24 protein-coding genes are annotated in these 24,040 nt (G+C 67.1%); 10 read left to right on the forward strand and 14 right to left on the reverse strand.

Annotated elements, in window-relative coordinates; genetic code table 11:
- Positions 1-3: 3 nt before the first annotated feature.
- The 3 genes from ABIC94_RS02570 to ABIC94_RS02580 all read left to right on the forward strand — a co-directional run bounded on the left by ABIC94_RS02570 (position 4) and on the right by ABIC94_RS02580 (position 2,683).
- On the forward strand, positions 4-1,239 hold the full coding sequence (locus tag ABIC94_RS02570; RefSeq protein WP_354371100.1) for a CaiB/BaiF CoA transferase family protein: 1,236 nt from the start codon (positions 4-6) through the stop codon (positions 1,237-1,239).
- A gap of 20 nt (positions 1,240-1,259) precedes the next feature.
- Positions 1,260-1,691, forward strand: a complete 432-nt coding sequence (locus ABIC94_RS02575; protein ID WP_354371101.1) for a VOC family protein — start codon at positions 1,260-1,262, stop codon at positions 1,689-1,691.
- Between the two features lie 407 nt (positions 1,692-2,098).
- Positions 2,099-2,683 carry a hypothetical protein gene (locus ABIC94_RS02580; RefSeq protein WP_354371103.1) on the forward strand — a complete coding sequence of 195 codons (585 nt, stop codon included), beginning with the start codon at positions 2,099-2,101 and terminating at the stop codon, positions 2,681-2,683.
- A 351-nt stretch (positions 2,684-3,034) separates the two neighbouring features.
- On the opposite strand, the gene ABIC94_RS02585 is transcribed toward ABIC94_RS02580, so the two are convergent.
- Complete coding sequence (locus ABIC94_RS02585) at positions 3,035-3,493, reverse strand: CopD family protein (protein ID WP_354371104.1); 459 nt, start codon at positions 3,491-3,493, stop codon at positions 3,035-3,037.
- 99 nt (positions 3,494-3,592) lie between these two features.
- On the opposite strand from ABIC94_RS02585, the gene ABIC94_RS02590 reads away from it, so the two are divergent.
- Positions 3,593-4,426, forward strand: coding sequence for an isocitrate lyase/PEP mutase family protein (locus tag ABIC94_RS02590; RefSeq protein WP_354371105.1), 834 nt, complete (start codon positions 3,593-3,595; stop codon positions 4,424-4,426).
- 36 nt (positions 4,427-4,462) lie between these two features.
- Entirely contained in the window at positions 4,463-5,044 is a 582-nt protein-coding gene (locus ABIC94_RS02595) for a uracil-DNA glycosylase family protein (RefSeq protein ID WP_354371106.1), read from the forward strand.
- On the opposite strand, the gene ABIC94_RS02600 is transcribed toward ABIC94_RS02595, so the two are convergent.
- Positions 5,041-6,723, reverse strand: a complete 1,683-nt coding sequence (locus ABIC94_RS02600) for a hypothetical protein (RefSeq protein WP_354371107.1) — start codon at positions 6,721-6,723, stop codon at positions 5,041-5,043. The two genes, ABIC94_RS02595 and ABIC94_RS02600, sit on opposite strands and share 4 nt — an antisense overlap.
- A 57-nt stretch (positions 6,724-6,780) precedes the next feature.
- A complete protein-coding gene (locus tag ABIC94_RS02605; protein WP_354371108.1) occupies positions 6,781-6,975 on the reverse strand; it encodes a DUF1127 domain-containing protein in 195 nt (64 codons plus the stop codon).
- Positions 6,976-7,065: 90 nt separating this feature from the next.
- On the opposite strand from ABIC94_RS02605, the gene ABIC94_RS02610 reads away from it, so the two are divergent.
- Positions 7,066-7,956: a LysR family transcriptional regulator gene (locus tag ABIC94_RS02610; RefSeq protein WP_354371110.1), complete on the forward strand. Its 891-nt coding sequence runs from the start codon at positions 7,066-7,068 to the stop codon at positions 7,954-7,956.
- A gap of 2 nt (positions 7,957-7,958) precedes the next feature.
- Here ABIC94_RS02610 and ABIC94_RS02615 read toward each other — a convergent pair whose 3' ends face one another.
- From ABIC94_RS02615 to ABIC94_RS02640, 6 genes are all read right to left on the reverse strand, one after another.
- Positions 7,959-8,993 carry an aliphatic amidase gene (locus tag ABIC94_RS02615; RefSeq protein WP_354371111.1) on the reverse strand — a complete coding sequence of 345 codons (1,035 nt, stop codon included), beginning with the start codon at positions 8,991-8,993 and terminating at the stop codon, positions 7,959-7,961.
- Between the two features lie 172 nt (positions 8,994-9,165).
- Positions 9,166-9,669 (reverse strand): hypothetical protein, encoded by a 504-nt coding sequence (locus ABIC94_RS02620; RefSeq protein WP_354371113.1) that lies wholly within the window; start codon positions 9,667-9,669, stop codon positions 9,166-9,168.
- Between the two features lie 65 nt (positions 9,670-9,734).
- Positions 9,735-10,673, reverse strand: a complete 939-nt coding sequence (locus ABIC94_RS02625) for a glutaminase (RefSeq protein ID WP_354371115.1) — start codon at positions 10,671-10,673, stop codon at positions 9,735-9,737.
- On the reverse strand, positions 10,670-11,569 hold the full coding sequence (locus ABIC94_RS02630) for a DMT family transporter (protein WP_354371117.1): 900 nt from the start codon (positions 11,567-11,569) through the stop codon (positions 10,670-10,672). Before ABIC94_RS02630 ends, ABIC94_RS02625 begins: the two co-directional genes overlap by 4 nt.
- Before the next feature lie 8 nt (positions 11,570-11,577).
- Positions 11,578-12,087, reverse strand: a complete 510-nt coding sequence (locus ABIC94_RS02635; protein WP_354371118.1) for a flavin reductase family protein — start codon at positions 12,085-12,087, stop codon at positions 11,578-11,580.
- A gap of 105 nt (positions 12,088-12,192) precedes the next feature.
- Entirely contained in the window at positions 12,193-13,422 is a 1,230-nt protein-coding gene (locus ABIC94_RS02640; RefSeq protein WP_354371119.1) for a nucleoside recognition domain-containing protein, read from the reverse strand.
- Positions 13,423-13,496: 74 nt separating this feature from the next.
- Between ABIC94_RS02640 and ABIC94_RS02645 the strand changes: the two genes are divergently transcribed.
- Positions 13,497-15,080, forward strand: coding sequence for a phospholipase D family protein (locus ABIC94_RS02645; RefSeq protein ID WP_354371120.1), 1,584 nt, complete (start codon positions 13,497-13,499; stop codon positions 15,078-15,080).
- A 7-nt stretch (positions 15,081-15,087) separates the two neighbouring features.
- On the opposite strand, the gene ABIC94_RS02650 is transcribed toward ABIC94_RS02645, so the two are convergent.
- Positions 15,088-15,894 carry a metallophosphoesterase gene (locus ABIC94_RS02650; protein ID WP_354371121.1) on the reverse strand — a complete coding sequence of 269 codons (807 nt, stop codon included), beginning with the start codon at positions 15,892-15,894 and terminating at the stop codon, positions 15,088-15,090.
- A 249-nt stretch (positions 15,895-16,143) separates the two neighbouring features.
- On the opposite strand from ABIC94_RS02650, the gene ABIC94_RS02655 reads away from it, so the two are divergent.
- The gene (locus ABIC94_RS02655; protein ID WP_354371122.1) at positions 16,144-16,317 is read left to right on the forward strand and encodes a hypothetical protein; all 174 of its coding nucleotides are present in this window, start codon (positions 16,144-16,146) and stop codon (positions 16,315-16,317) included.
- Positions 16,318-16,327: 10 nt separating this feature from the next.
- Here ABIC94_RS02655 and ABIC94_RS02660 read toward each other — a convergent pair whose 3' ends face one another.
- The gene (locus tag ABIC94_RS02660; RefSeq protein WP_354371123.1) at positions 16,328-17,308 is read right to left on the reverse strand and encodes a LysR family transcriptional regulator; all 981 of its coding nucleotides are present in this window, start codon (positions 17,306-17,308) and stop codon (positions 16,328-16,330) included.
- 106 nt (positions 17,309-17,414) lie between these two features.
- Between ABIC94_RS02660 and ABIC94_RS02665 the strand changes: the two genes are divergently transcribed.
- Complete coding sequence (locus ABIC94_RS02665; RefSeq protein WP_354371124.1) at positions 17,415-17,966, forward strand: hypothetical protein; 552 nt, start codon at positions 17,415-17,417, stop codon at positions 17,964-17,966.
- A gap of 91 nt (positions 17,967-18,057) precedes the next feature.
- Here ABIC94_RS02665 and ABIC94_RS02670 read toward each other — a convergent pair whose 3' ends face one another.
- The 3 genes from ABIC94_RS02670 to ABIC94_RS02680 all read right to left on the reverse strand — a co-directional run bounded on the left by ABIC94_RS02670 (position 18,058) and on the right by ABIC94_RS02680 (position 21,541).
- Positions 18,058-19,926, reverse strand: a complete 1,869-nt coding sequence (locus ABIC94_RS02670; RefSeq protein ID WP_354371125.1) for a phosphoenolpyruvate carboxykinase (GTP) — start codon at positions 19,924-19,926, stop codon at positions 18,058-18,060.
- Between the two features lie 147 nt (positions 19,927-20,073).
- On the reverse strand, positions 20,074-20,226 hold the full coding sequence (locus ABIC94_RS02675; RefSeq protein WP_354371126.1) for a hypothetical protein: 153 nt from the start codon (positions 20,224-20,226) through the stop codon (positions 20,074-20,076).
- A gap of 91 nt (positions 20,227-20,317) precedes the next feature.
- Positions 20,318-21,541: a threonine ammonia-lyase gene (locus ABIC94_RS02680; protein WP_354371128.1), complete on the reverse strand. Its 1,224-nt coding sequence runs from the start codon at positions 21,539-21,541 to the stop codon at positions 20,318-20,320.
- A 116-nt stretch (positions 21,542-21,657) separates the two neighbouring features.
- On the opposite strand from ABIC94_RS02680, the gene ABIC94_RS02685 reads away from it, so the two are divergent.
- Entirely contained in the window at positions 21,658-23,982 is a 2,325-nt protein-coding gene (locus ABIC94_RS02685; RefSeq protein WP_354371129.1) for an ATP-binding protein, read from the forward strand.
- Positions 23,983-24,040 lie beyond the last annotated feature (58 nt).

Raw genomic sequence — 24,040 nt, forward strand, 5'->3', positions numbered from 1 at the left:
CGCATGGCCAAGCCCGCAGCACTCGACGGCATCAAGGTCCTCGATCTGTCCCGCGTGCTCGCGGGCCCGTGGTGCACGCAGATCCTCGCGGACCTGGGTGCCGATGTCATCAAGATCGAGCGCCCCGGCGTGGGCGACGACACGCGCACCTGGGGCCCGCCCTTCATCAAGGACGCGAACGGCAACGACACCGACCAGGCCAGCTACTTCACCGCCTGCAACCGCAACAAGCGCTCGGTCACGGTCGACATGGCCACGCCCGATGGGCAGGCGCTGCTCAAGCTGATGGCGGCGCAGGCCGACATCGTGGTCGAGAATTTCAAGACCGGCGGCCTGAAGCAATACGGGCTCGACCATGAGAGCCTGCGCGCGGTCAACCCGCGCCTTATCTATTGCAGCGTGACCGGCTTCGGCCACGACGGCCCTTATGCCGAGCGCGCGGGCTACGACCTGATGATCCAGGCCATGACCGGCATGATGAGCATCACCGGCCGTCCCGACGACGTGCCAGGCGGCGGCCCGCTGCGCGTGGGCGTGGCGCTCACCGACCTGTTCACCGGTGTCTATGCGAGCACCGCCATCCTCGCGGCGCTGCAGGTGCGTGACCGCACCGGCGAAGGCCAGCACATCGACATGGCGCTGCTCGACGTGGGCATGGCCATCCTCGCCAACCAGGCGAGCGCTTTTCTCAACACCGGCACGGCGCCGCAGCGACAGGGCAACACGCACCCGAGCTTGGCGCCGTACCAGGACTTTCCGACGCTGGGCGGTTCGATGCTGCTGGCCATCGGCAACAACGGCCAGTTCGCGCGTTTTTGCGAAGCGGCCGGCCACGCGGAATGGGCGGCCGATGCACGCTTTGCCTCCAACACGCTGCGCGTGAAGCACCGCGGCGTGCTCATTCCGATGATGGAAGAGCTCACACGCACCCGCACCACCGCCGACTGGGTCGCGCTGCTCGAAGACAAGGCCGTGCCCTGCGGCCCGATCAACGACATTGCGCAGGCCTTCGACGATGCGCAGGTCAAGGCCCGCGGCTTGGCCGTGACGCTGCCGCGCGATGCAGGCGACGGCATCGAAAGCATCACCGGCGTGGCGAGCCCGCTGCGCCTGACGGCCACGCCGCCCGTGCTGCGCCATGCGCCGCCGGCGCTCGGGCAGCACACGCGCGAGGTGTTGGCCGAGTTCGGTATCGACGCCGTGCGTTTCGACGCTCTGCGCGCGGCGGGCGTGGTTTAAGCAAGCAAGGAGAGCGAGCCATGACGGACCCGATACACAGCCCACCGTTCTCGGTGCTGCGCATCGACCATGTCGTGCTGCGCGTGAAGGACGTAGAGCGCGCCATTGCCTTCTACCGCGACGTGCTCGGCTGCGCGGTCGAGAGGCGCCGCGACAACCTGGGGCTCGTGCACCTGCGCGCCGGCACGAACCTCATCGACCTCGTCACGCTCGATGGCCCGCTCGGCAAGCAGGGCGGCGCCCTGGCCGGCAAGGAAGGCCGCAACGTCGACCACATCTGCTTGCGCATCGAGCCCTTCGACGAAGCGGCGATCCGTGCATTGATGGCGCGGCACGGCGTGCCGGTAAACGGCGAAGTGCAGAATAACTTCGGTGCCGAAGGCGACGGGCCCTCGATCTACATCACCGACCCTGACGGCAACGGCATCGAACTCAAGGGCGCGGCGGGCTGATTCTGTCTGCCGCGGTTTTAGGGTCGGCGCTGCTGTTCGTTCAGGGCGGCGCACCCGCCGACGGGGTACCTTGCTCCGCGAATGTCCCCCGGCCTGCGGCCTCCTCCTTTATTTCGCTGCGCAAGGCACCCCATCGACGTGAGCGTTGCACAGAGCGGTGGTTGATCAGCGATACACCCAGAGCGTGCCCCAGTGCACAGGGCATCGGGTGCTCCCCGCAGCGAAATAAAGGAGGAGCCGAAGGCGGGGGACATTCGCGGAGGGGAGTACCCGGTGGCCTTTGCACACGCCCTGAATGCACCCTCCCCGAATGCACCCGCACCTCGACTACCGCTCCGCCCGTTGAGCTTCGCGGAGAATCGGCGCGCGCCATCGCGCACACAACGATTCTTCAAGGGAGCTTTTCAATGTCCGAACATTCATCTGCCGCGCGCGCCACCGCGCGACTGTCCGTCGCCATGTCCGCGCTGGCCGTCGCCACACTGCTGGCCGCCTGCGGCTCGCGCCAACCGGCCACGCCCGAACCACCGCCCGCGACCGCCACACCGCGCAACAGCGTCGTCATGCCCGCCATCGCCTACGGCACCACCACCAAGGGCGTGCAACTGTCGAAGGCCGACGACGCGTGCGATGTGCCTGCCTCGCTGCGGCAAGCCGTGCAGGATCAGCTGCTTGAACCCTACGAATTTCTGCTCACGCCGCCGGCACCCGCCAACGCGCAGGCCGCGCCCGTGCTGAAGCTGGAAATTACCGACCTGCTGGCGAACGCGGGCGGCCTCTACGGCGGCCCCAAGATCGTTCAGCTGCGCGGCACGCTGGAGCGCCAAGGCGATGCGCCCGCGAAGTTCACCGCGCAGCGCCAGATGTTCATCTACTTCGGCATGCCGCGCAGCACCTGCAGCATGGTCGGTGTCGTGACCTACAAGCTGGGCGAGGACATCGCGCAGTGGCTGCTGAAGCCGGTGGACGGCGCGGTGCTGGGCGAGCACTGACGGTCGATTCTCTGCCTGGAGCTTTTCTACGATCCATGCGGCCACGTGGGGTGCCTTTGATCGGGGCGCGCTCCCGCCGACGGGGTACCTTGCTCCGCGAATGTCCCCCGGCCTGCGGCCTCCTCCTTTACTTCGCTGCGCAAGGCACCCCATCGACGTGAGCGTTGTTCAGAGCGGTCGTTGATCGAACGGAACAAACGCAGCGCCCAGTGTGCACAGGGCATCGGGTGCTCCCCGCAGCGAAATAAAGGAGGAGCCGAAGGCGGGGGACATTCGCGGAGGGGAGTACCCGGTGGCCTTTGCACGCGCCCTGGAGCAGCAGCGACCCCAACGAGCAACCACCACAGGCTCTTAGCCGGAACGCCCGACGATCGCCACGCCGAACACCACCACGCCGAGCGCGAGGTTCAGGCTCACCAGTTTGCGCACCATGTCCAGTCGCCCGGCCGCAACAGGCCACGCGCTTTCGTCCACTGCGCGCCGCAAGGCCTTGAACACCGAGGCGCGGATGTACACATAGATGCCCGCCATCACGATGGCGATGCTCATCATCGCCTCGACGCGCCAGTGCACGCCGCGGAAACCGCCCGTCAGCAGGATCATGGCCACGCCGGTCACGAACAGCAGCGTGACCGCCGCATCCACGCCGACGAAGAAGCGCCGCAGCGCGGCGGCCATCGTGCGCAGCCGCAATGGCGGCTCCAGCGTGGCGACGGCGGCGGGGCGTACCGCGAAGTGCAGGGTGGCCATGCCGCCTACCCAGAAGGCGGCGGCGAGAAGATGAATGAAAAGCAGGATGACGTGGGGCATGGGGCCCGATCAGAACACCGAAAGGTGCCGGCGCGCAATGTCCGCGCTGTTGCGTTAAAACTCCATCCTTCGCACGCAAGAAAGAAAGACGAGGCTTCGATGACCCGCACCATCGCGCAAAAACGCGCCGACTTCCGCGCCCTTCACGAGCAGGGCTGCTTCGTCATTCCCAACCCTTGGGACACAGGCAGCGCGCGCTACCTCGAAGGCCTGGGCTTCAAGGCGCTGGCCACCACCAGTTCAGGCTTCGCATGGTCGCACGGCAAGGCCGACGGCGCGCTCGATCGCGGGCTGATCCTCGACCATCTGCGGGAGCTGGTCGCGGCCACCGACCTGCCGGTGAATGCCGACTTCGAGAACGGCTTTGCCGCCGACGCGCAAGGCGTTGCCGAAAGCGTGCGGCTCGCCGTCGAGACCGGCGTGGCCGGCCTCTCCATCGAGGACTCGACCGGCGATGCCGCGAATCCGCTCTTCCCCATCGATGTGGCCGTGGAGCGGCTGCGTGCTGCGCGACGAGCCATCGATGCGACGGGCGGCGACACGCTGCTGGTGGGCCGTGCCGAGAATTTCTTCGCGGGCCGGCCCGATCTGGACGACACCATCGCGCGGCTCAAGGCCTATGCCGAGGCCGGCGCCGACTGCCTCTACGCGCCGGGCATCAAGACGCGCGAGCAAATCGCCGCAGTGGTCGCGGCGGTGGCGCCGAAGCCGGTCAACCTGCTCGTCGGCTCGACCAGCGAGTTCACCATGCAGGACATTGCCGAACTCGGCGTGCGGCGCGTGAGCGTGGGCGGCGCACTTGCGCGCGCGGCCTGGGGCGGATTCATCCGCGCCGCGCGCACGCTGGCAGAAGAGGGGCGCTTCGACGGGTTTGCGGGCGCGGCCACGGGCAACGAACTCGACGGATTCTTTCGTCCGTTCGGCAAAAGGTAGGTAGGTAGGCACAGCGCCGAGTCTGGCTGCTCGACCATGGATGCGCTTCTCGCGGAAATCCGCGGCTGCCGTGCATGCGCCGCCCACCTGCCGCTGGGTCCGCGGCCGGTGGTGCAGGCCAGTGCCGGCGCGCGGCTGCTCATCGTCGGCCAGGCGCCCAGCATGACGGTGCACACCACCGGCGTGCCGTGGAACGACAAGAGCGGCGAGCAATTGCGCCGCTGGCTCGGCATCGACCGCGAGGTGTTCTACGACGCGGCGCGCGTGGCGATCATGCCGATGGGCTATTGCTACCCGGGCCGCGGCAGCAGCGGCGACTTGCCGCCGCGCAGGGAATGCGCCGGGCTCTGGCACGAACGCCTGCTCGCGCAGATGAAACACATCGAACTGACGCTGCTCATCGGCCAGTATGCGCAGCGCCACTTCCTCGGCAATGCCCGCAAGGGCAGCGTGACCGAAACCGTCGAGGCCTTTGCGGAATACGCGCCGCGCTTCGTTCCGCTGCCGCATCCGTCGCCGCGCAACACGGGCTGGTTCAAGCACCATCCGTGGTTCGAACGCGACGTGCTGCCGGTGCTGCGCGAGCGCGTGCGGCATGCGCTGAGGAACACCGGTTAGCCGGTCTTGCGAACGGCGTTCTTCCGCGCCGCGGGTCGCCGTGGCGGCTTTGTCTCCAGCACCAGTTCGGCCGGCAGCGTGTCGTTCCACGATTCGGTGAAGTAGGCGCGGTCGCTCGGCACGAGCTGCGGCAGCGCTTCGCGCAGCAGGCGCAATGATTGCTCGGCCGCCTTCAGGTCGCCTGCATGCGCCGCATACCAGGCGTGCTCGAACAACAAGCTGCAATGCTGCAGGCCGGGGTAGCGCCGGCGCCCGGCCTGGTGATCGGCCAACCGCGCCTGCGCCACCTCGACCCAGCGCGCGGGCCAGTGCGCCGCGTCGAACGCATCCGCAAGCGGTCCGGCGAGCGTCGATATCGCGGCAGGGTCCAGCGGCTTCTGCGCGCGGAATTGCGGGAGCGTGGCTTGCGGCTCGGGACGGCAATGGCCGCGCGCGATGCGCATCAGGTAGATCGCGTTCCAGGCCGAGCGGCCCTGGCCGTCGGTGTGGCCGCAGAGCCATTCGCTGAAAGCAATCCACTGCACCGCGCGGCGCGTGGTGTCGGCGTTGCCGTCGTGCGCAAGGGCGGGCAGATCGGAGAGGCCGACGCGGTCGAACAGCCATGCGGCCATGCCCATGTTGGCGGCCACGTGCTGCGCCGCGTCGAAGGAGTGCGATTCGAAGGCCGCGGCCAGTGCTTCGCCGAAGCGGCGCAGCGCTTCTTCGGCGAGCGCCGCGGCGGCCGGCTTGTCGTCGGCTGCGAGCCCCAGCGCGCGCGAGCGGCACACGAGCGCCCAGAGGTTGCACCACTCGAAGCGCACGTCGGGGTGGTGGCGCAGCACCAGGCCGCGCACCGCATCGTCGGCCATGCCGCCCAGCAGCGATTGCGCCAGCGGCAGGTCGCGCGCGGTGTAGGCACACCATGCCGAGACGATGCATTCCATCGCGCCCAGATAGTCGTTGCCCGCCACATGGTGGGCGAGGCGCTGTTTCTTGAGCGCCTGCAGCCGCCGGCGCGCCTGCTCGTTGTCGCCGAGCCGGCGCCACAGCATGGCTTCGTTGAGCGTGACCAGCGCGCGTTGAAAGTCGGTGGCGGCCAGCGTGCCGGCCAGGCGGATCGACTCCAGCGCGCTGGCCGGCTGGCCGACCGCGCCGCCACCTGCCACCGGGGCCATGAGCCTGCCTTGTCTTGCCGCCTGTTGCGAGGCGACCAGCTGCTTCCAGAATGCGGCGTCTTGCAGATGGACGGCATCGGGTGGCGTCGGCGAGCCGGGCTCCGCTGAACGCATCTTGCGCGAACGCAGCCCAAGGAATGAAGCCACCTCGATCGCCGTGGCTGCGCGGCCACCCACCAGCAGGCGCACGCGCTTCGCCTCCGCCGCGGGCAGCCAGAACGGCCCCTGGCTGCGCCGCTCGTCGTTCAGGAAGCGCGGCTCGCGCTGCGTGTCTTCACCCCAGCCGACGTCGATGCTCCAGGCCTTGAAGTCGCGGAACGCGCGGCTCACGACCATGCGCAGCGTGCTCGCATCGGAGACTTCGCCGCGCAGGTCGGCCAGTCGCACGAGGCCGCCTTCGGCATCGTGCGCGTGCTTCATGCGCGCGAGCAGCCAGAGCGACTGGAAGGCCGCGCGCCGGCCATCGACCGATTGCGGCGAGGTGAGTTCGATGGAAAGCGGGGCGGGGGCAGCGGATTTGGGCACGCCCCGGATTGAACCTCAAATTACGCGGCGATGTCTGAAGGCCGTGGCCGTTTTCTTTCAGTACTTGTCCCGCTCCAGCAGCGCGTTGACCTGGCTGCGCCCGATGCCCAGGTCTCGCAGCTCGTGGTCGCTCATGCCGGCCAGGTGCTGCGAGTCGGCGCGGCGGCGGCGGTGCTCCGCGGCGCGGCGGCGCCAGCTGCGCAGGGCATGCATCAGGCGTTGATGAAAGGGCGAGTGCGAGGGCGCTGTCACGATGGGCTCCTTGTTGGGGAGCGCTCATCTTGCGGCGATGCATGCTATTGTGGAAGTTGAGATTTCTGACACCTTCAATCAGCATTCCTGATGCGACAACTCAACCTCGACCAGCTTCGCACGCTCATCGCCATTGCGGACCTCGGCACCTTCTCGGCGGCCGCCAAGGCGCTGCACCTTGCGCAGCCCACGGTGAGCCTGCACATCAGCGAACTCGAGTCGCGGCTGGGCACTTCGCTGGTGGTGCGCGGCAATCGCCGCGTCACGCCCACGGCGGCTGGCGCGGCACTGGTCGAACGCGGACGCAAGCTGCTGCGCGACACCGACGATGCCGTCGAAGCCGTCAAGCGCCAGGCCGAGGGCCGCACGGGCCGCGTGCGGCTCGGTACGTCGACCGGCGTCGTGGTCGACCTGCTGCCGCAGGTGCTCGAAGCATTGGGTGTCGGACATTCGGGCATCGATGTCGATGTCAGCATCCTCGGCTCCAACGAGGCGATGGCACGCCTGGCCGCGGGCACGCTCGACATCGGGCTGGTGGCCGTACCGCAGCCGCCGCTGCGCGACCTGGTCGTCACACCATGGCGCGACCAGGCCATGATGGCTTTCGTGCCGCAACGTTGGAAGGCGCCCAAACGCGTGACGCCGGCCTGGTTGGCGGCGCAGCCGCTGATCTTCAACGAGGCCACCACCCACATGTACCGGCTCACGATGGAGTGGTTTGCGACGGCGGGTTTCGCCCCGCGCGCACGCATCGAGCTCAACTACGACGCGGCCATCCGCAGCCTGGTGGCGGCCGGATACGGCGCCGCGCTGCTGCCGCTGCAGCAGTCCACCGACGCGGCGCTGAACGAGCGCATGCAGATCCTGCCGGTCACGCCCAAGCTCACGCGCCGCCTCGGCATTGCACACCGGCACCGCGCTACGTTAGACGGCGCCACGCTGAGCGTGTTGAAGGTGCTGACGGAGTTTCGCCAGCTCTGATTTCAGCTGCGCGTAGCCTCGTTCGGAAGGCCTTCGATCGGGCACTCGGCGGTGCCGATGGTGCTGCGCGTGAACGACTCCACCTGCTTGCGCGCAGCTTCAGGGTCTTCGATCCACTGCTTGTAGAAGTCGAACGGGCAGGTGGCCACGCCCTTGTCGCCGTCGCCCGAGTTGATGACGCCGGTGTAGCCGCGGTGCATGAGCTTGAAGAGGTGGTTCTGCGACTGGCCGTTCTTGCGCGCGTCGCGGATCAGGCCCATGGAAAGCTCGGCGTAGTTGATGCCCATTTCTTCCTCGCCGCATTCGCCGAGCGTGCGGCCGTCGAAGCCGATGATGGCCGAATGCCCGAAGTACGAGTACACGCCGTCGAAGCCCGCCGCGTTGGCCACCGCCACGTAGGTGTTGTTCATGAAGGCCATGGCTTTCGAGACCAGGATCTGCTGCTCCTTGGCCGGGTACATGTAGCCCTGGCAGCGGATGACGAGTTCGGCGCCGCGCATGGTGCAGTCACGCCAGATCTCGGGATAGTTGCCGTCGTCGCAGACGATGAGGCTGATCTTCATGCCCTTGGGACCTTCGCTCACGTAGGTGCGGTCGCCCGGATACCAGCCCTCGATGGGCACCCACGGCATGATCTTGCGGTACTTCTGGACGATCTCGCCCTGGTTGTTCATGAGGATCAGCGTGTTGTAGGGTGCCTTGTCCGGATGCTGCTCGTGGCGCTCGCCGGTCAGCGAGAACACGCCCCACACGTTGGCGCGGCGGCAGGCGTCGGCAAAGATGGCGGTCTCCTCGCCGGGCACGGTGGCGGCGGTGTCGTACATCTCCTTTTCGTCGTACATGATCCCGTGGGTGGAGTATTCGGGAAAGATCACCAGGTCCATCCCCGGCAGGCCCTTCTTCATGCCGACCAGCATCTCGCCGATCTTGCGGGCGTTGTCCAGCACCTCGGCCTTGGTGTGCAGGCGGGGCATCTTGTAGTTGACGACCGCGACGCCCACGCAATCGTTGCTGCTCGAAATATCACCATGTCGCATGACGCTGCTCCTGAAGGATGGTTGAGAAACAAGAAGAAAACAAAAAGCCCGAGCCGGTTTTCAACCGATTCGGGCTTGTCTGCGGTGCGGCGGGTTGGTGTCGTCGAAGCCGATTGTTCTCAACTCAGCGGGGGCTGCCCATACGTCATTTCGCTGATTGCGGCGGGGGCGTTCAGCGGGGCCGCGCGTAATCGGATTCGATCCAGGCCGTGGCGCTGGACGTGGTGAGCCTGAAGGCGGGCGAGACGCTGACGCTGGCAAGCTCGGTGTCGTCCGCGTCGTCATGCGCGGTGAGCGTGGCGGAGGGGCTGTCTTCGTCGGGCACGATGGCGAGCGACACGCGCACGCGCTGGTCGTTGCGCGCGGTGACGGTCACGCTCTTGTTAAGCGTGGCGTGCAGTTGCTGCTCATGGCGGCGGATGACTTCGGCGGCGGTCTTCACCAGCGTGGAGAAGGCGGGTCCGTCGAGCGGCTTCGGGTTTTTCTTGTCGCGGCCCATGGTCCAGGGGCCGACCAGCGCCGGCTCGGGGTCGCCGTGGCGGGTCATCTCGACGGCCCAGCCGTCGTCTTCTTCGTTCTTGATGACGCGGGCGGTCCATTGGCCGTCGCGCCAGAGGCGAGGTTCCTGAAGGGGGAGGGTGTCGTCGGAGTCAGTGGAATCTGTGGCTTCGGTCATTCGGATGCTTGTGAGGGCGTGGATTCGTGCGCGGCCCATTTTCGCCTGCGCCAGCGAATGGGCGCTCAGAAGACCGACAGCCCGGTTCGCGCGACGAAGAGCTCCAGCGCCTTCATGCCGAGCAGCGAGTTGCCCGTGGCGTCCAGCGCGGGCGACCAGACGCACAGCGTGAGCCGGTCGGGCACCACGGCCACGATGCCGCCGCCCACGCCGCTCTTGCAGGGCAGGCCGATCGAAAACGCCACGTCGCCCGCGGCATCGTAGGTTCCACAGGTGAGCATCAGCGAATTGATGCGGCGCGTCTGCCGCTCGCCGGTGACCTCGGCCTGGCCGTCGATCGGATGCGCGCCGTCGCGGCACAGGAAGGCCGCCGCCCGCGCGAGCTGGCGGCAGTTCATCCGCAAGGCACATTGGTGAAAGTAGGTGTCGAGCACCACCGCCACGTCGTTGTCGATCTTGCCGAAGCTCTTCATGAAGTTGGCGAGCGCGATGTTGCGGAAACCGGTCGCGGCTTCGGAGCGTGCCACTTCGTCGTCGAACGAGATCGGCTCGCCGCACAGGCTGCCCATCAACGCAAGGATGTCGGCCTTGGCGCTGCCGCCAGCTTGCAGCGCCTGGCTCACGAGCCGGTCGGCCACGGCGATGGCGCCCGCATTGATGAACGGATTGCGCGGCTTGCCGTGCTCGTTCTCCAGCTGCACCAGCGAGTTGAAGGGGTTGCCCGAGGGCTCGCGGCCGATGCGCTCCCACAGCGCGTCGCCCATGCGTTGCATGGCCAGCGTGAGCGTGAAGAGCTTCGACACGCTCTGGATCGAGAACGGGGTTTCGGCGTCGCCGGCGGCCGCTTCGGTGCCGTCGCACGTGCGCAGCGCAATGCCGAGCTGGCGCGGGTCGACGCTGGCCAGCGCGGGAATGTAGCTGGCCACCGTGCCGGCTTTGCCCAGCAGCGGCCGCAGGGTGGCGACGATGTCGTCGAGCACCGGCTGGAAGTCTGCGTCTTTCATGGCCGTGCCTTTCGCCGGTTGACCATCACGATGCCCAGGCCGACACCCACCAGCGCGAGCATCAGTTGCAGCGTGAGCGGTTCGCTGAGCAGCACCACGCCGAACACCAGCGCGAACAGCGGTGTCAGAAAACTGAACGACGACATCTGCGTGGCGGGATAGTGCCGCAGCAGCCACATCCAGGTGAGATAGCTCGCGAAGGCGCCGATCACGGTCTGCAGGCCGATCGAGGTCCACGCCCAGGCCGAATACGAGAAGCCCCACTTTTCGCCCAGCACCAGCGAGAGCACCGGGCAGACCGCCGCGGTCACCCCCACCTGGTAGAACAAGGCCTTCTCGGCACTCGCGGTGGCGAGCCGCGTGGTGCGCAGCGCCAATGTGGTCAGCCCCCAGAGCATGCCGCCCATGAGGCCCATCGCATCGCCGAGCAGCTGGCCCGAGCTCGAATGCCCGAAGCCTTCGCTGAACGCGAACACCACGGCCGCAAAAGCGATGGTGAGACCCAGCCACTGCAGGCCGCGCAGGCGCTCGGCCGGCACCCAGCGCGGCAGCAGCAGCGACACCCAGAACGGCGCGGTGTACAGAAACACCGTGAGCCGCGAAGCCGAGGTGTGCTGCAGGCCCAGGTAGATGCAGGCGAACTCACCCGCGAACAGCAGCCCCACGAGCAGGCCGCCCGGCAGCGTGCCGTCGCGCTCGAAGAGCGGCACGCGGCGCCACACGCACCAGAGCCACAGCAGCACAACGGCGCCCACCATGCGGATCGTCGCCTGCCAGAGCGGCGGCACTTCGGTGACGGTGGTCTTGATGAGAATCTGCTGCAGCCCCCAGAACGCGCAGCATGCGATGAGAAGGCCGATGGCGAGGGAGTCGAGATGGGTCTTGCGCTGGATCATTCGTAGGATCAGAGCGGATGCTCGGTGTAGAAGCGCCCGCCATGAAACAGCAGCGGCGAGGCGCCCGCGTTGTGCGTGCAGCGCTCCACCTCGCCGACGAAGATCACGTGGTCGCCCTCGTCGTAGCGGCTGCGGTTGAAGCACTCGAAGCTCGCCGCCGCGCCCGCCAGCACCGGCGCGCCGCCTAGGCCTTCGGTAAAGGCCACGTCGGCCCAGCGGTCGATGTTCTTGGTGGCAAAGCGCTCGGCCAACTGCTTCTGGTTGGCGGCCAGGATGTTGATGGCGTAGTGCGAGCCGGTGCTGAGCGCCGGCATCGAGCCCGCCGCGCGCGCCAGGCTCCACAGCACCAGCGGCGGCGCGAGCGACACCGAGTTGAACGAATTCGCCGTGAGGCCGACCAGCACGCCCTCGGCCGAACGCGCCGTGACGATGGTCACGCCCGTGGCGAACATGCCGAGCGCCTCGCGGAATTCCGCAGGCGAAAAGGTAGGGGGCTTGGCCCGGCGGGAAGTGGTCACGAAAAAGGCTGAGCGTTGGAAGGCGAAGGACTATTCTGGCTCAGCGCACGCACGGCTGCTTGGCGCGCCGCATCGCCCCGCTCGCAAGGGCTGGTTCTGCGGCGTTCATCCGAAGAACCAGTAGCACACCGCGATGGCCGCCACCACGCCGGCCAGTTCGGCCAGGAGCGCGCAGGCCACCGCGTGCCGTGCGCGCTGGATGCCCACGGCACCGAAGTACACGGCCAGTACGTAGAAGGTGGTCTCGGTGCTGCCTTGAATGGTGGCGGCTGCGAGCGCGGGAAAGCTGTCCACGCCTTGGGTCTTCATGGTCTCGATCAGCATCGCACGCGCCGCGCTGCCCGAGAAGGGCTTGACCAGCGCGGTGGGCATGGCGTCGACAAAACGCGAATCCCAGCCGCCCATGTCGACCAGCCAGCGCAGCCCGCCGAGTACGAAGTCGAGTGCGCCCGAGGCGCGCAGCACGCCCACGGCGCACAGCATCGCGACCAGGTAGGGCAGCAGGTTCTTCGCAATGTCGAAGCCTTCCTTCGCGCCGTCGATAAAACATTCGTAGACCTTGATGCGGCGGATTGCGCCGGCCAGCAGGAACACGATGATCACGCCGAACAGCGCGAGGTTGCCCATGAGCGACGAGAGCGAGGCGATGGCCGCGGCCGACAGGGTGCCCAACAGCGCCATGAAGCCGCCGAGCAGCAACGCACCCGGCACCAGATAAGCCAGCACCACCGGGTCCCACAGCCGCAGGCGCTGCGCCACGGCCACCGAGAGAAGGCCCACCAGCGTCGATGCGCTGGTCGCCAGCAGGATCGGCAGAAACACCATCGTCGGATCGCTCGCCCCTTGCTGCGCGCGGTACATGAAGATCGTCACCGGCAATAGCGTGAGCGACGAAGCGTTGAGCACCAGGAACAGGATCTGCGCGTTGGTGGCCGTGACCGGGTCGGGGTTCAGCCGCTGCAGCTCGCGCATGGCCTTCAGCCCGATGGGCGTGGCCGCGTTGTCCAGCCCGAGCGCGTTGGCCGCGAAGTTCATCGTGATGAGCCCCAGCGCCGGATGGCCAGCGGGCACGCCCGGCATGAGCCGCCGGAACAGCGGCCCCAGCACGCGCGCGAGCCAGCCGACGAGCCCTGCCGCCTCGGCGATGCGCAAGAAGCCGAGCCACAGCGTGAGCGTGCCGAACAGCAGCACCATCACCTCGACCGCGAGCCGCGCCATGGCGAACAGGCTCTCGACGATGGCCGCGAAAACGGCCGGGTCGTCGCCCACCAGCCAGCGCCCGAGCGCCGCCAGCATCGCCATCCCGAAGAAACCCAGCCACAAGCCGTTGAGCACGCGTGTTCTTTCCCTTTTTTGTGGCGTCGATCATAGGGCTCCGCTGGCGCCCGCCGCGAGCTACAGTGCGGGCCATGGCAGCCTCTTTCCTGATCCGCCGGCTTGCGGCCCTGGTGTGGGCCGCCATGGCCTCGGCGTGGCTGGCGGGCTGCGCGGGCCTGCCGCCGCCGCAGCCGCGCACGCCGACTGCGGCCATCACCGACGTGGCCGGCACTGCGCTCGGCCAGCTGGTGCGGCCGGGCGCCCCCGGCGGGGCGGCATCGCAGTCGGGCTTTCGGCTGCTGCCGGAGGCGGCCTTTGCCTTCGATGCCCGCATTTCGCTTGCGCGGCATGCCGAGAAGTCGCTCGACGTGCAGTACTACCTGATCCAGAACGACGACGTCGGCCTTCTGTTGCTGCGCGAGCTGCGTGACGCGGCGTTGCGCGGCGTCCGGGTGCGCCTCCTGGTGGACGACCTCTACACCGCCGGCGAGGACGAGGTGTTCGGCACGCTCTCGGCCTTTCCGAACGTCGAGGTGCGGCTGTTCAATCCGCTGCCTTCGCGGGCCGGCTCGCTCGCGCTGCGGCTCCTGTTCTCGATCGCGGATTTCGGCCGCATCAACCACCGCATGCACAACAAGCTCCTGGTGGCCGACAACAGCTTTGCCGTCTCGGGCGGGCGCAACATCGCCAACGAATATTTCATGCGCGGCACGGCGGCGAACTTCATCGACATGGACGTGCTTTCCAGCGGCCCGGTGGTGCGCCAGATGTCCGAAGGCTTCGATCGCTACTGGAACAGCGAGCATGCGTGGCCCATCGAGCGCATTGCCCCGCTGCGCATGACGGTGGACGAGGCGCAGAAGCGCTTCGACGCCATCGCCAGCACGGCGCAGCCCGACGTGCCGATTCGCCAGCGCGACGTGATGGACAGGTCGCCGGTGGGCGAGCAGCTCACCACCGGCAAGATCGACCTGCGTTGGGCGCCGTGCTCGCTGTTCGTGGACGACCCCGCGAAGATCACGCGCGCGCCCGTGGCGGCCTATGCGGGCAGCGTGAACGAGGGTGCGCTGGGCGTCATCAATTCGGCCCGGCATGAAGTCAAGATCGCTTCGCCGTACTTCATTCCCGGCGCGCGCGGCATGGCCATGATGAAGGCGGCCATCGCGCGTGGAGGGCGCATCACCGTGGTGACCAACTCGCTGGGCGCCACCGACGAGCCACTGGCCTACGCGGGCTACGAACGCTATCGCGCCGACATGCTGAAGATCGGCGTCAGCATCTACGAGATTGCGCCGATGCTCTCCGGGCGCTCAGGGCACTTCGGCGACTTCGGCCAGTCGATCAGCCGCCTGCACGCCAAGATCGCGGTGATCGACGACGAGCGTTTTTTCATCGGCTCGATGAACCTCGACCACCGCTCCGCGGCGGTGAACACCGAGATGGGGCTCGTGATCGACAGCCCGGAACTGGTGGCCGACTATGAAAATCTCTTGAGCAAGGGGCGCGTGAGCCTGGGCTACCGGCTGCGGCTCGCACCCAATGGCCGCCGCGTGCAATGGCTGGAATACGACGATGCCGGCGGCGACATCGTGCATGAGGACGAGCCCGGCGAGTTTCTCTGGCTGCGCTTCAAGAACTGGCTGCTGCTGCCGATCGTGGGCGAAGAGCTGCTGTAGTGCGCACTCAGACCACCTCGACCAGCAGGTTCGGCCGGAAGCCTTCCTGTTCGCCCTTGCCCTTGTAGCCGAGCGGATTGGCGACCACGCGGCAGCCGTCCTTCACGTAGTCGAACGGGCAATGCAGATGGCCATGCAGCCAGAGCTGGGCGCGGGGAAGCAGCGCGTCGATCGAATTGCAGAAGCCCGCGGTGCCCGGCGTGAGGCCGTAGCGCGGATCGGCGCTTGCGAGGCTCGGCGCGAAATGCGTGATGGCGACCGTGGTGCCGTCGAAAGGCTCGGCCAGCGCCTGCTCGAGCCAGGCCTGGCATGCGAGGCCCTGTTCGCGCATCGCGCCGGCCATGAACGGCTGGCCGTGGCGCACCGTGGCGGCCTTCTCCAGGTAGAAGTCGGCTGCCCGCATCGCCTTGCCGCGCTTCTTGAGCGCGTCGGCCAGGCCGTCGGTGGGGGTCACCAGTGCGTCGAAGTCGGCCCAGAGCGTGGTGCCGATGAAGCGGATGCCGCCGATGACAGTCGTCTCGCGTTCCAGCCACAGGATGTCGAGTTCCTTGCAAAGCGCGCGCAGGCGCTCGTGGGTTTCGTCGAAATCGGTGTTGTCGTACTCATGGTTGCCGGGCACGTAGATCACGGGCCCCGGCCAGCCGTTGCGGGGCGAGAAGCGGCCCAGCCCGAAGTCGGGGTCCGTCAGGCGGGAGCCTTCCTGGTAGGAGCCGATGTCGCCCGCCAGCACCAGCATGTCGGCCCCGGGCGCCGGCTCGGCGTGGAAGCGGGGATGGGACTCCAGATGCAGGTCGGAAAGCAGTTGCAACTTCATCGTCCACTCAGTCTAGGGCCTGTCAATGCCATTTCTGGGGATCGCGTTGCCCGGCCAAGGGGCTGGACGCAAGGAGCGCGCCTTGATTGGCCCGCTGCGGCTGGCCTTCGCGACCCCAGAAATGGCATTGACAGGCCCTCGGGAATCAGCCCATGCATAAAGCGCATAAAGCAGGGCTTCCAATATTAGGGATAACCCCTATTCTTGGTACATCAACCACTCCAGCGCAGCCAAAAGCAGCGCACTGTCATGTTCAGCCTCATTGCCCAAGTGGCCCGTTTCTTCCGTTCTTCCAATAACAACGCCCCGGCCAGCCATGCCGCGACGCTGATGGAAAGCGCCGATGCCCGTGCCGGTCTCGACGCCTACCAGGCTCAGGAACTGCGCGTCGCAGCCAGCGCCTGGCTCTCGGTCGTTCGCTGAAAAGCCCAGGTCACTTGGGCACCTTCTGCCCGAGGACCGAATCCGCGAAAGCCGCCGCGGCGGAGCGCAGCAGCGCGGTGCGCAGCCATTCATGCGCATGCCCATGCTGCGCGCGGCGATGCCAGATGGCGTCGACGTGCACCATCGGCTGGTCGAAGGGCAGGTCGCGCAGCACCAGCTGGTCGTCGATGCCGGTCACGGTCACGAAATGCCGTGGCAGCACCGTGAGCAGGTCTGAATTCGCGACCACGCGCCCGGCCGTGAAGAACTGGTTGACCGTGACCACGATGCGCCGCTCACGCCCCAGGGCGCCCAGCGTCTGGTCGATAAAACCGTACGGACGGCCCGAAAAGCTCACGAGCAGATGCCGGGCGGCGCAGTAGTCGTCGAGCGTGAGCGGTGCATCCGCCAGCGGATGGCCGCGCCGCATCACACACACATACTGGCCCAGGTAGAGCCGTTGGGTCTCGAACGCCACCCCCACGCCCGACTGCCCGCGCGCCGCCAGGCTGGCGATCACGGCCGGAAAGTAGCCGACGGCCATGTCGACTTCTTCCTGCTCGAGCATGCGCCGCGGATCGCGAGTAGTAAGCGGCAGAACGCGCAGCGAGATAGCGGGCGCTTCCTTCTCCACGATTTGCACGAGCCCCGGAATGAGTTCGGCGGCGGTGGCGTCGGCCATGGCCAGCAGGAAGGTGGTGTCGGCGACAGCCGCGTCGAACTCACCCGGCGCCAGCGTGTGCTGCAGCTGCCGCAACGCGTCCCGCACCGTGGGCCAGAGTGCCAGCGCGCGCGGCGTCGGCTCCACGCCCGCGCCGGCCCGGCTCACCAGCTCGTCGCCGAGCACGTCGCGCAGACGGCGCAACGCATTGCTCACCGCGGGCTGGGTGATCGACAGGTTGCGCGCCGCCCGTGTCAGGTTGCGCTCCGCCATCACCTCGTCGAAGACGCGGAGCAGGTTGAGGTCGAGTGTGCGAAAGTTGACGTCCATCAGTGTTGTGAATGATAAACATCAGAAAGATAAAGTGGCATAACACTAGGGTAACCCCTAATATTCCCTCATCGGCATCAGCCACTTATCCCACGGAGGGATCACCATGACCAGCTTTGTCCACGTTGACCAACCTACTGTCCATCCCGGCGTCCAGCGCGCCGAGATCCTGTTCGGCCAGATCAAGGCCGCACGCGCCGGCGCGAACGGTTCGCGTCCGCTGATCGCCCTGCTCGTCGTCGCGGTGGTCGCGGCGGTGCTGGTGGTGGGCGACAAGCTCGTTTCCACCTGGGACGAAGGCGCTCTGCTCGCCGCCTGGGCTGTGCTCTGCGGCGCCGTTTTCGCCGGCATCGCGCTGTTTGCCGGCTCGCTGCGCAACGCAGCCGCCAAGGTTGCAGGCCTCTGGAATGCAGCAGCCCAGCGCCGCGCCGCCGACCGCGCCGACGCCCGCTTTCTTGCCACCGCGCACAGCGACCCGCGCGTGATGCAGGAACTGCAAGCCGCCGTCTGGCGCCAGCAGTCGGAAGGCAAGGCTCCCGCCGCCACCGTGGCCAAGGTGGACGCGCTGGCCCGCAGCAAGGCCGCACGTGCCGCCGATGCCCGCATGCCGACGCTCTATGAAGCAATGCGCCGCATGAACAGCTCGCGCTACTACTGATCGACCGATCGATCCGCCAGCCGAGTCATGAAAAAGCCGCCCTTGGGCGGCTTTTTCCGTTGGTGCGGCTCGCGGCCGCACAGGGGGAGCGTCAGGCCGCCAGGCGCTGCTCGATGGCCGCCTTGGTTGCCGGCAGTTCCTTCGGCAGGTGGTGCGCCAGCTGCTCGAACAGCTCGGCATGCAGCTTCAGCTCGGCCTGCCACGCGGCCTTGTCGATGCTGGTGACGGTGGCGTACTGCTCGGCGCTGAAATCCAGGCCGGTCCAGTTCAGGTCTTCGTAGCGCGGGCTCACGCCGAAGACATGGTCCACGCCCTCGGCCTTGCCTTCGATGCGATCGATGATCCACTTCAGCACGCGCATGTTCTCGCCGTAGCCGGGCCAGACGAACTTGCCGTCCGGGCCCTTGCGGAACCAGTTGGTCGTGTAGATGCGCGGCTGCTTCGCGCCCGAAGCCTCGACCTTCTTGCCCAGGTCGAGCCAGTGCTGGAAGTAGTCGCTCATGTTGTAGCCCATGAAAGCCAGCATGGCGAACGGGTCGCGGCGCACCACGCCCACCTGGCCGACGATGGCGGCGGTGGTTTCCGAGCCCATGGTGGCGGCCATGTAGACGCCTTCGGTCCAGTTGCGGCCTTCGGTCACCAGCGGCACCGTGGTCGAGCGGCGGCCGCCGAAGATGAAGGCGTCGATCGGCACGCCCGCCGGATCGTCCCAAGCCGGGTCGAGCGCCGGGTTGTTGGTGGCGGCCACGGTGAAGCGCGAGTTGGGGTGCGCGGCCTTGGCGCCGGTTTCCTTGGCGATCTGCGGCGTCCAGTCCTTGCCCTGCCAGTCGATCAGGTGCTCGGGCAGCTTTTTGCCGGGCACGTCGTCTTCGAGGCCTTCCCACCAGACGTCGCCGTCATCGGTGAGCGCCACGTTGGTGAAGATCACGTCGCGGTCCAGGCTCTTGAGGCAGTTGGGGTTGGTCTTGAGGTTGGTGCCGGGGGCCACGCCGAAGTAGCCCGCCTCGGGGTTGATGGCGTACATGCGGCCATCCTTGCCGGGCTTGATCCAGGCGATGTCGTCGCCGATGGTCGTCACTTGCCAGCCGTCGAAGCCGGCCGGGGGCACCAGCATCGAGAAGTTGGTCTTGCCGCAGGCCGAGGGGAACGCGGCGGCCACGTGGTACTTCTTGCCCTCGGGCGAAGTCACGCCCAGGATCAGCATGTGCTCGGCCAGCCAGCCCTCGTCGCGGCCCATGGTGGAGGCGATGCGCAGCGCGAAGCACTTCTTGCCCAGCAGCGCGTTGCCGCCGTAGCCCGAACCGTAGCTCCAGATTTCGCGGGTTTCGGGGTAGTGAACGATGTACTTCGTCTTGTTGCAGGGCCAGGTCACATCCTTCTGGCCGGCCTCGAGCGGCGCGCCCACGGTGTGCACGCAGGGCACGAACTCGCCGTCGGCGCCGAGCACCTCGTACACGGCCTTGCCCATGCGGGTCATGATCTTCATGTTGACTGCCACGTAAGGCGAGTCGGAAAGCTCGATGCCGATGTGCGCAATGGGCGAACCGAGCGGGCCCATGCTGAAAGGCACCACGTACATCGTGCGGCCCTTCATGCAGCCGTCGAACAGCGGCTGCAGCGTGGCGCGCATTTCGGCCGGGGCCATCCAGTTGTTGGTGGGGCCGGCGTTTTCCTTCTTTTCGGAGCAGATGAAGGTGCGGTCTTCGACGCGCGCCACGTCGCTCGGGTCGGAGGCCGCGAGGAACGAATTGGGGCGCTTGGCCGGGTTGAGCTTCTTGAAGGTGCCCGCGTCGACCAGTTGCTGGCACAGGCGGTCGTACTCTTCCTTGCTGCCGTCGCACCAGTGAATGGCCTCGGGTTTGCAAAGCGCGGCCATGTCGGCCACCCAGGCAATCAGTTTTGCGTTCTTGACGTATGAGGGCGCCTGAATGGCGAGGCCCTGCATCGTGGGTGCGTTCATCGGAAATCTCCTAAGTTGAAAAATCGTCTTTCCGAACGGGACGCCGCGCCGGCAATGGCACGGAGGTCCGTTTGAGAAAACGTTTCGCCTTGGGGAGACTGCGTCAACGCGGGCCGCAAAGCCCGCGGACGAAGACGCAAATGGCTGTCAGGCCAAGTAGACGGCGATGGATGCGAGCAGCAGCATCAGCACGCCGCCGGCCAGCGGCAGGACGAGCGGCATCAGGTGAACAACCGATTCGACGGCGTCTTTTTCAACGGCGGCCGCGTGATGCGGCTCGACGGGGGAAGGGTTTGACATTGAAAGTACCTCGAATACACAAATACAAAAAAACTGCGGGCATTTTACCGATGGGGCCCGGCCGCACGGTCTAGGGGCTTGCGAGCCCCCTTCAGTGCTGCTCTTCGGCCTCAAAGCCGGCGTCGTGCAGCGCGCCCAGCACGCTGGCCAGGTGCGCCCGTCCGCGGGTCTGCAGCACCAGCTCGATATCGACATTCTGCGCTGCCAGCATGGTAAAGGCACGTTGATGATGCACTTCATCGACGTTAGCGCCCGCTTCCGCTACAGTGGCCGTGATTTGGGCCAATGAGCCCGGCACATCGCGTGCGCTGACCCGCACGCGCGCCAGCCGGCCGGCGCGCACCATGCCGCGCTCGATGATCGCCGCGAGCAGCAGCGGATCGATGTTTCCGCCCGAAAGCACCAGCCCCACGCGCTTGCCCTTGAAGCGCTCCGGATGCCGGATCAGCGCCGCAAGGCCGGCCGCGCCGGCGCCCTCGACCAGGGTTTTCTCGATTTCGAGCAGCATCAGCACGCCCTGTTCGATGTCGCCTTCGTCGACCAGCAGCAGGTCGTCGACGTGCTTGGCGATGATTTCCCGCGTCAGCACGCCCGGCGTGCCGACCGCGATGCCTTCGGCGATGGTGCTCTTGCCTTGCAGGTGCTGCGTGCCCTTGACGGCATTCACCATGCCCGGAAAGCGCGTGGTCTGCACGCCGACGATCTCGATGCCCGGTTTCCGGTCGCGCGCCGCGATCGCCATGCCGGCAATCAGCCCGCCGCCGCCGACCGACACCACCAGCATGTCGAGATCGGGCACCGCGTCGAGCATCTCCAACGCCACCGTGCCCTGGCCCGCGATGATCGCCTCGTCGTCATAGGGGTGGACGAAGGTCAGCCCTTCGCGTTCGGCCAGCTCCAGCGCATGGGCACGCGCCGCGTCGAGCGTGTCGCCGTGCAGCACCACTTCGGCGCCGAAGCCGCGCGTGCGCTCGATCTTCACGCCGGGCGTGAAGCGCGGCATCACGATGAGCGCGCGCAGGCCGAGCCGCTGCGCGTGATAGGCCACGCCCTGGGCATGGTTGCCGGCCGACATGGCCACCACGCCCCGCGTGGTTTCCTTGCCGTCGCCCTGCGGTCCGTTTTCCGAAAGATCGACCAGCTTGTTGCACGCCCCGCGTTCCTTGAACGAGGAGGTGAACTGCAGATTTTCGAACTTCAGGTAGACCTGCGCGCCCACGATCTCGGAGAGCGTGCGCGACTCGACGCAGGGCGTATTGAGCACCTGACCCTGCAGGCGCGCCGCGGCGCGCCGGATTTCTTCGATTCCGACCATGGCGGGCATTGTGGCTGGAATCGCACCATCAGGGTTTTTACCGTTCCAGCGTCTTCCCGAAGCCAAAAGTCTGCGCTATGGTCGCTCCAGGAAATTCCTCGTCTGGAGGCTGTCTGATGGTCAAGCGTGCGGGTGTCGATGTCGTGGCTGCTGCGGTGCGCGGGCAGGCATTGCCGTCGCCTGGGCTCAAGGGCGCGCCGGTGCTCGAACTGATGTGCTCGCACTTCGTGCTCACGCTCGCCGCCAAGCAGGGGCCGCGCTTCAATGTGCGCCGCGACATCAACGGCCTGCTCTCGCTCACCGGCCGCCACCTGGTGTGGCCGGCCGCGGTGCTGCAGCGGTTGCGCGAATTCCTCGGCCGCCGCTGCGCCGGCAACGAGGCCTGGAAGGGCGTCGAGAATTTCGACGGCCGCACACTGCTCGAGCGGCATGGCGTGTGGCGCGGCCCGTATGAGGAAGGCACGCTGTTCTTCTATCTCGACGAATACGCCAAGGACTATCCCAAGGACCTGCTCTCGGTGCTGTCCGTCACGCGCGACTGGCTCACGCATGCGCTGCGCAAGCAGTCGACGCTGGTCGAGAAGAACATCGATGCACTCGCGGGCCTGCTGCAGCTCAACAAGGCCGAGCGCGCGCTGCTGCTCTACGGCACGCTCGCGCGCTATCAGCGCGACCTGCGTTCGCTCCTGGTCGAGTTCAAGGTCAACAACGCGCCCGAGGCCTATGCCGCCATTGCCGACATCGCGGGCGTCAATGCCACCGAGGTGGGCGAAGCCTTGCGCGCGGGCTCGCGGCTGGAGCGCATCGGGCTCGTCGAGAACCTGATCTCCGAGCACAACATCACTGACCTGGCCGACCTGATGAAGGTCAGCGAAAAGCTGCCGCCGGTGCTGATGCGCGAATACCGCGACCACAACGAACTCATGGCCGTGTTCACGCGGCCCTCCGCCAAGAGCGCGCTCACCACGCATGACTTTTCCTTTGTCGAGGAAGACGCGCAGATGCTCGTCACGCTGTTGCAGGCCGCGGTGGCGCGCAAGGAACCCGGCGTCAACGTGCTGCTCTACGGGCCGCCCGGCACCGGCAAGACCGAGCTCGCCAAGGTGGTGGCGCAAGCGGCGGGGCTCGAACTGTTCGAGGTCGAATACGCCGACCGCGACGGCAACTCGCTGAGTGGCCGCGACCGCTACCGCTCGCTGCAGATTGCGCAGGTGTTCCTCAAGGGCAGCGCGCAAGCCGCGCTGCTGTTCGACGAGGTCGAAGACGTGTTTCCGCCCATTAGCACCGAAGCCGCACAGTTCATGGCGCGCGCCGAGCAGATTCCGGCGCCCACCAGCGGCAGCGTGAGTGGCAAGGCCTGGGTCAACCAGATTCTCGAAGCCAACCCGGTGCCCACGCTGTGGGTGACCAACCGCATCGAGCAGATCGACCCGGCGTTCCGGCGCCGCTTCGCGTATCACCTCGAGCTCAAGTCGCCGCCGCCCGGCGCGCGCGAGCAGCTGATCAAGAAAACGCTCGACGGCATCGTGGTGTCCGAAGCCTTCACCGCCAAGCTGGCCGAGCGCAAGGGCCTCACGCCCGCACAGATTCGCACTGCGGTGCGCTTTGCGGGGCTGGCGCAGACCGACGGCGCATCGATGGAGGCGCTGATCGAGCGGCAGCTCAAGAACGCCGACCTCGCCCTGGGCACGCTCGACACCGGCCTGGGTGTGCGGCGCAGCGTGACCACCTACGACCTCGACATGCTCAATGTCGAGACCCGCTTCGAAATTCCGCGCATCGTGGCGGCGATCAAGGCGCGCGGCCACGGCACGCTGTGCTTCTACGGCGCGCCCGGCACCGGCAAGACCGCGTTGGCCGAGCATATTGCCAAGGCCGTCGGCCGGCCGCTCATCATCAAGCAGGCCAGCGACCTCATGAGCAAGTACGTCGGCGAGACCGAACAGAACATGGCGGCCATGTTCAAGGAAGCGGAGGCCGAAAAAGCCGTGCTGCTGCTCGACGAGGCCGACAGCTTTCTGCAAGACCGGCGCGGTGCGCAGCGCACCTATGAAGTGACCGAGGTCAACGAGATGCTGCAGGGCATGGAGCGCTTCAATGGTGTCTTCATCTGCACCACCAACCTGCTCGACCGGCTCGACCAGGCGGCGCTCAGGCGCTTCACCTTCAAGATCAAGTTCATGCCGCTCACCGCCGTGCAGCGTGAACATATGTTCGTGACCGAGGCGCTGGCCGGCGATGCCGCGCTGCTCACCGGCGAGATCAAGACGCGCCTGGCGCAATTGGGGCAGCTGTGCCCGGGGGATTTCGCGGCCGTGAAACGGCAAACGGATATTCTCGCGGTCGAGTTCTCGGCCGCCGAATTCCTGGACCAGCTCGAGGCCGAGCACCGCATCAAGCCCGAAGTGCGCGAATCGCGCGGCATGGGTTTCGTGCAGTAACAAGCCAAGCCACCGGAACGCGGCAGACAAGAAAAACCGTCCGTCGCGGCGGACACGA

Source organism: Variovorax paradoxus (assembly GCF_040544635.1).
Taxonomy (GTDB): domain Bacteria; phylum Pseudomonadota; class Gammaproteobacteria; order Burkholderiales; family Burkholderiaceae_C; genus Variovorax; species Variovorax paradoxus_R.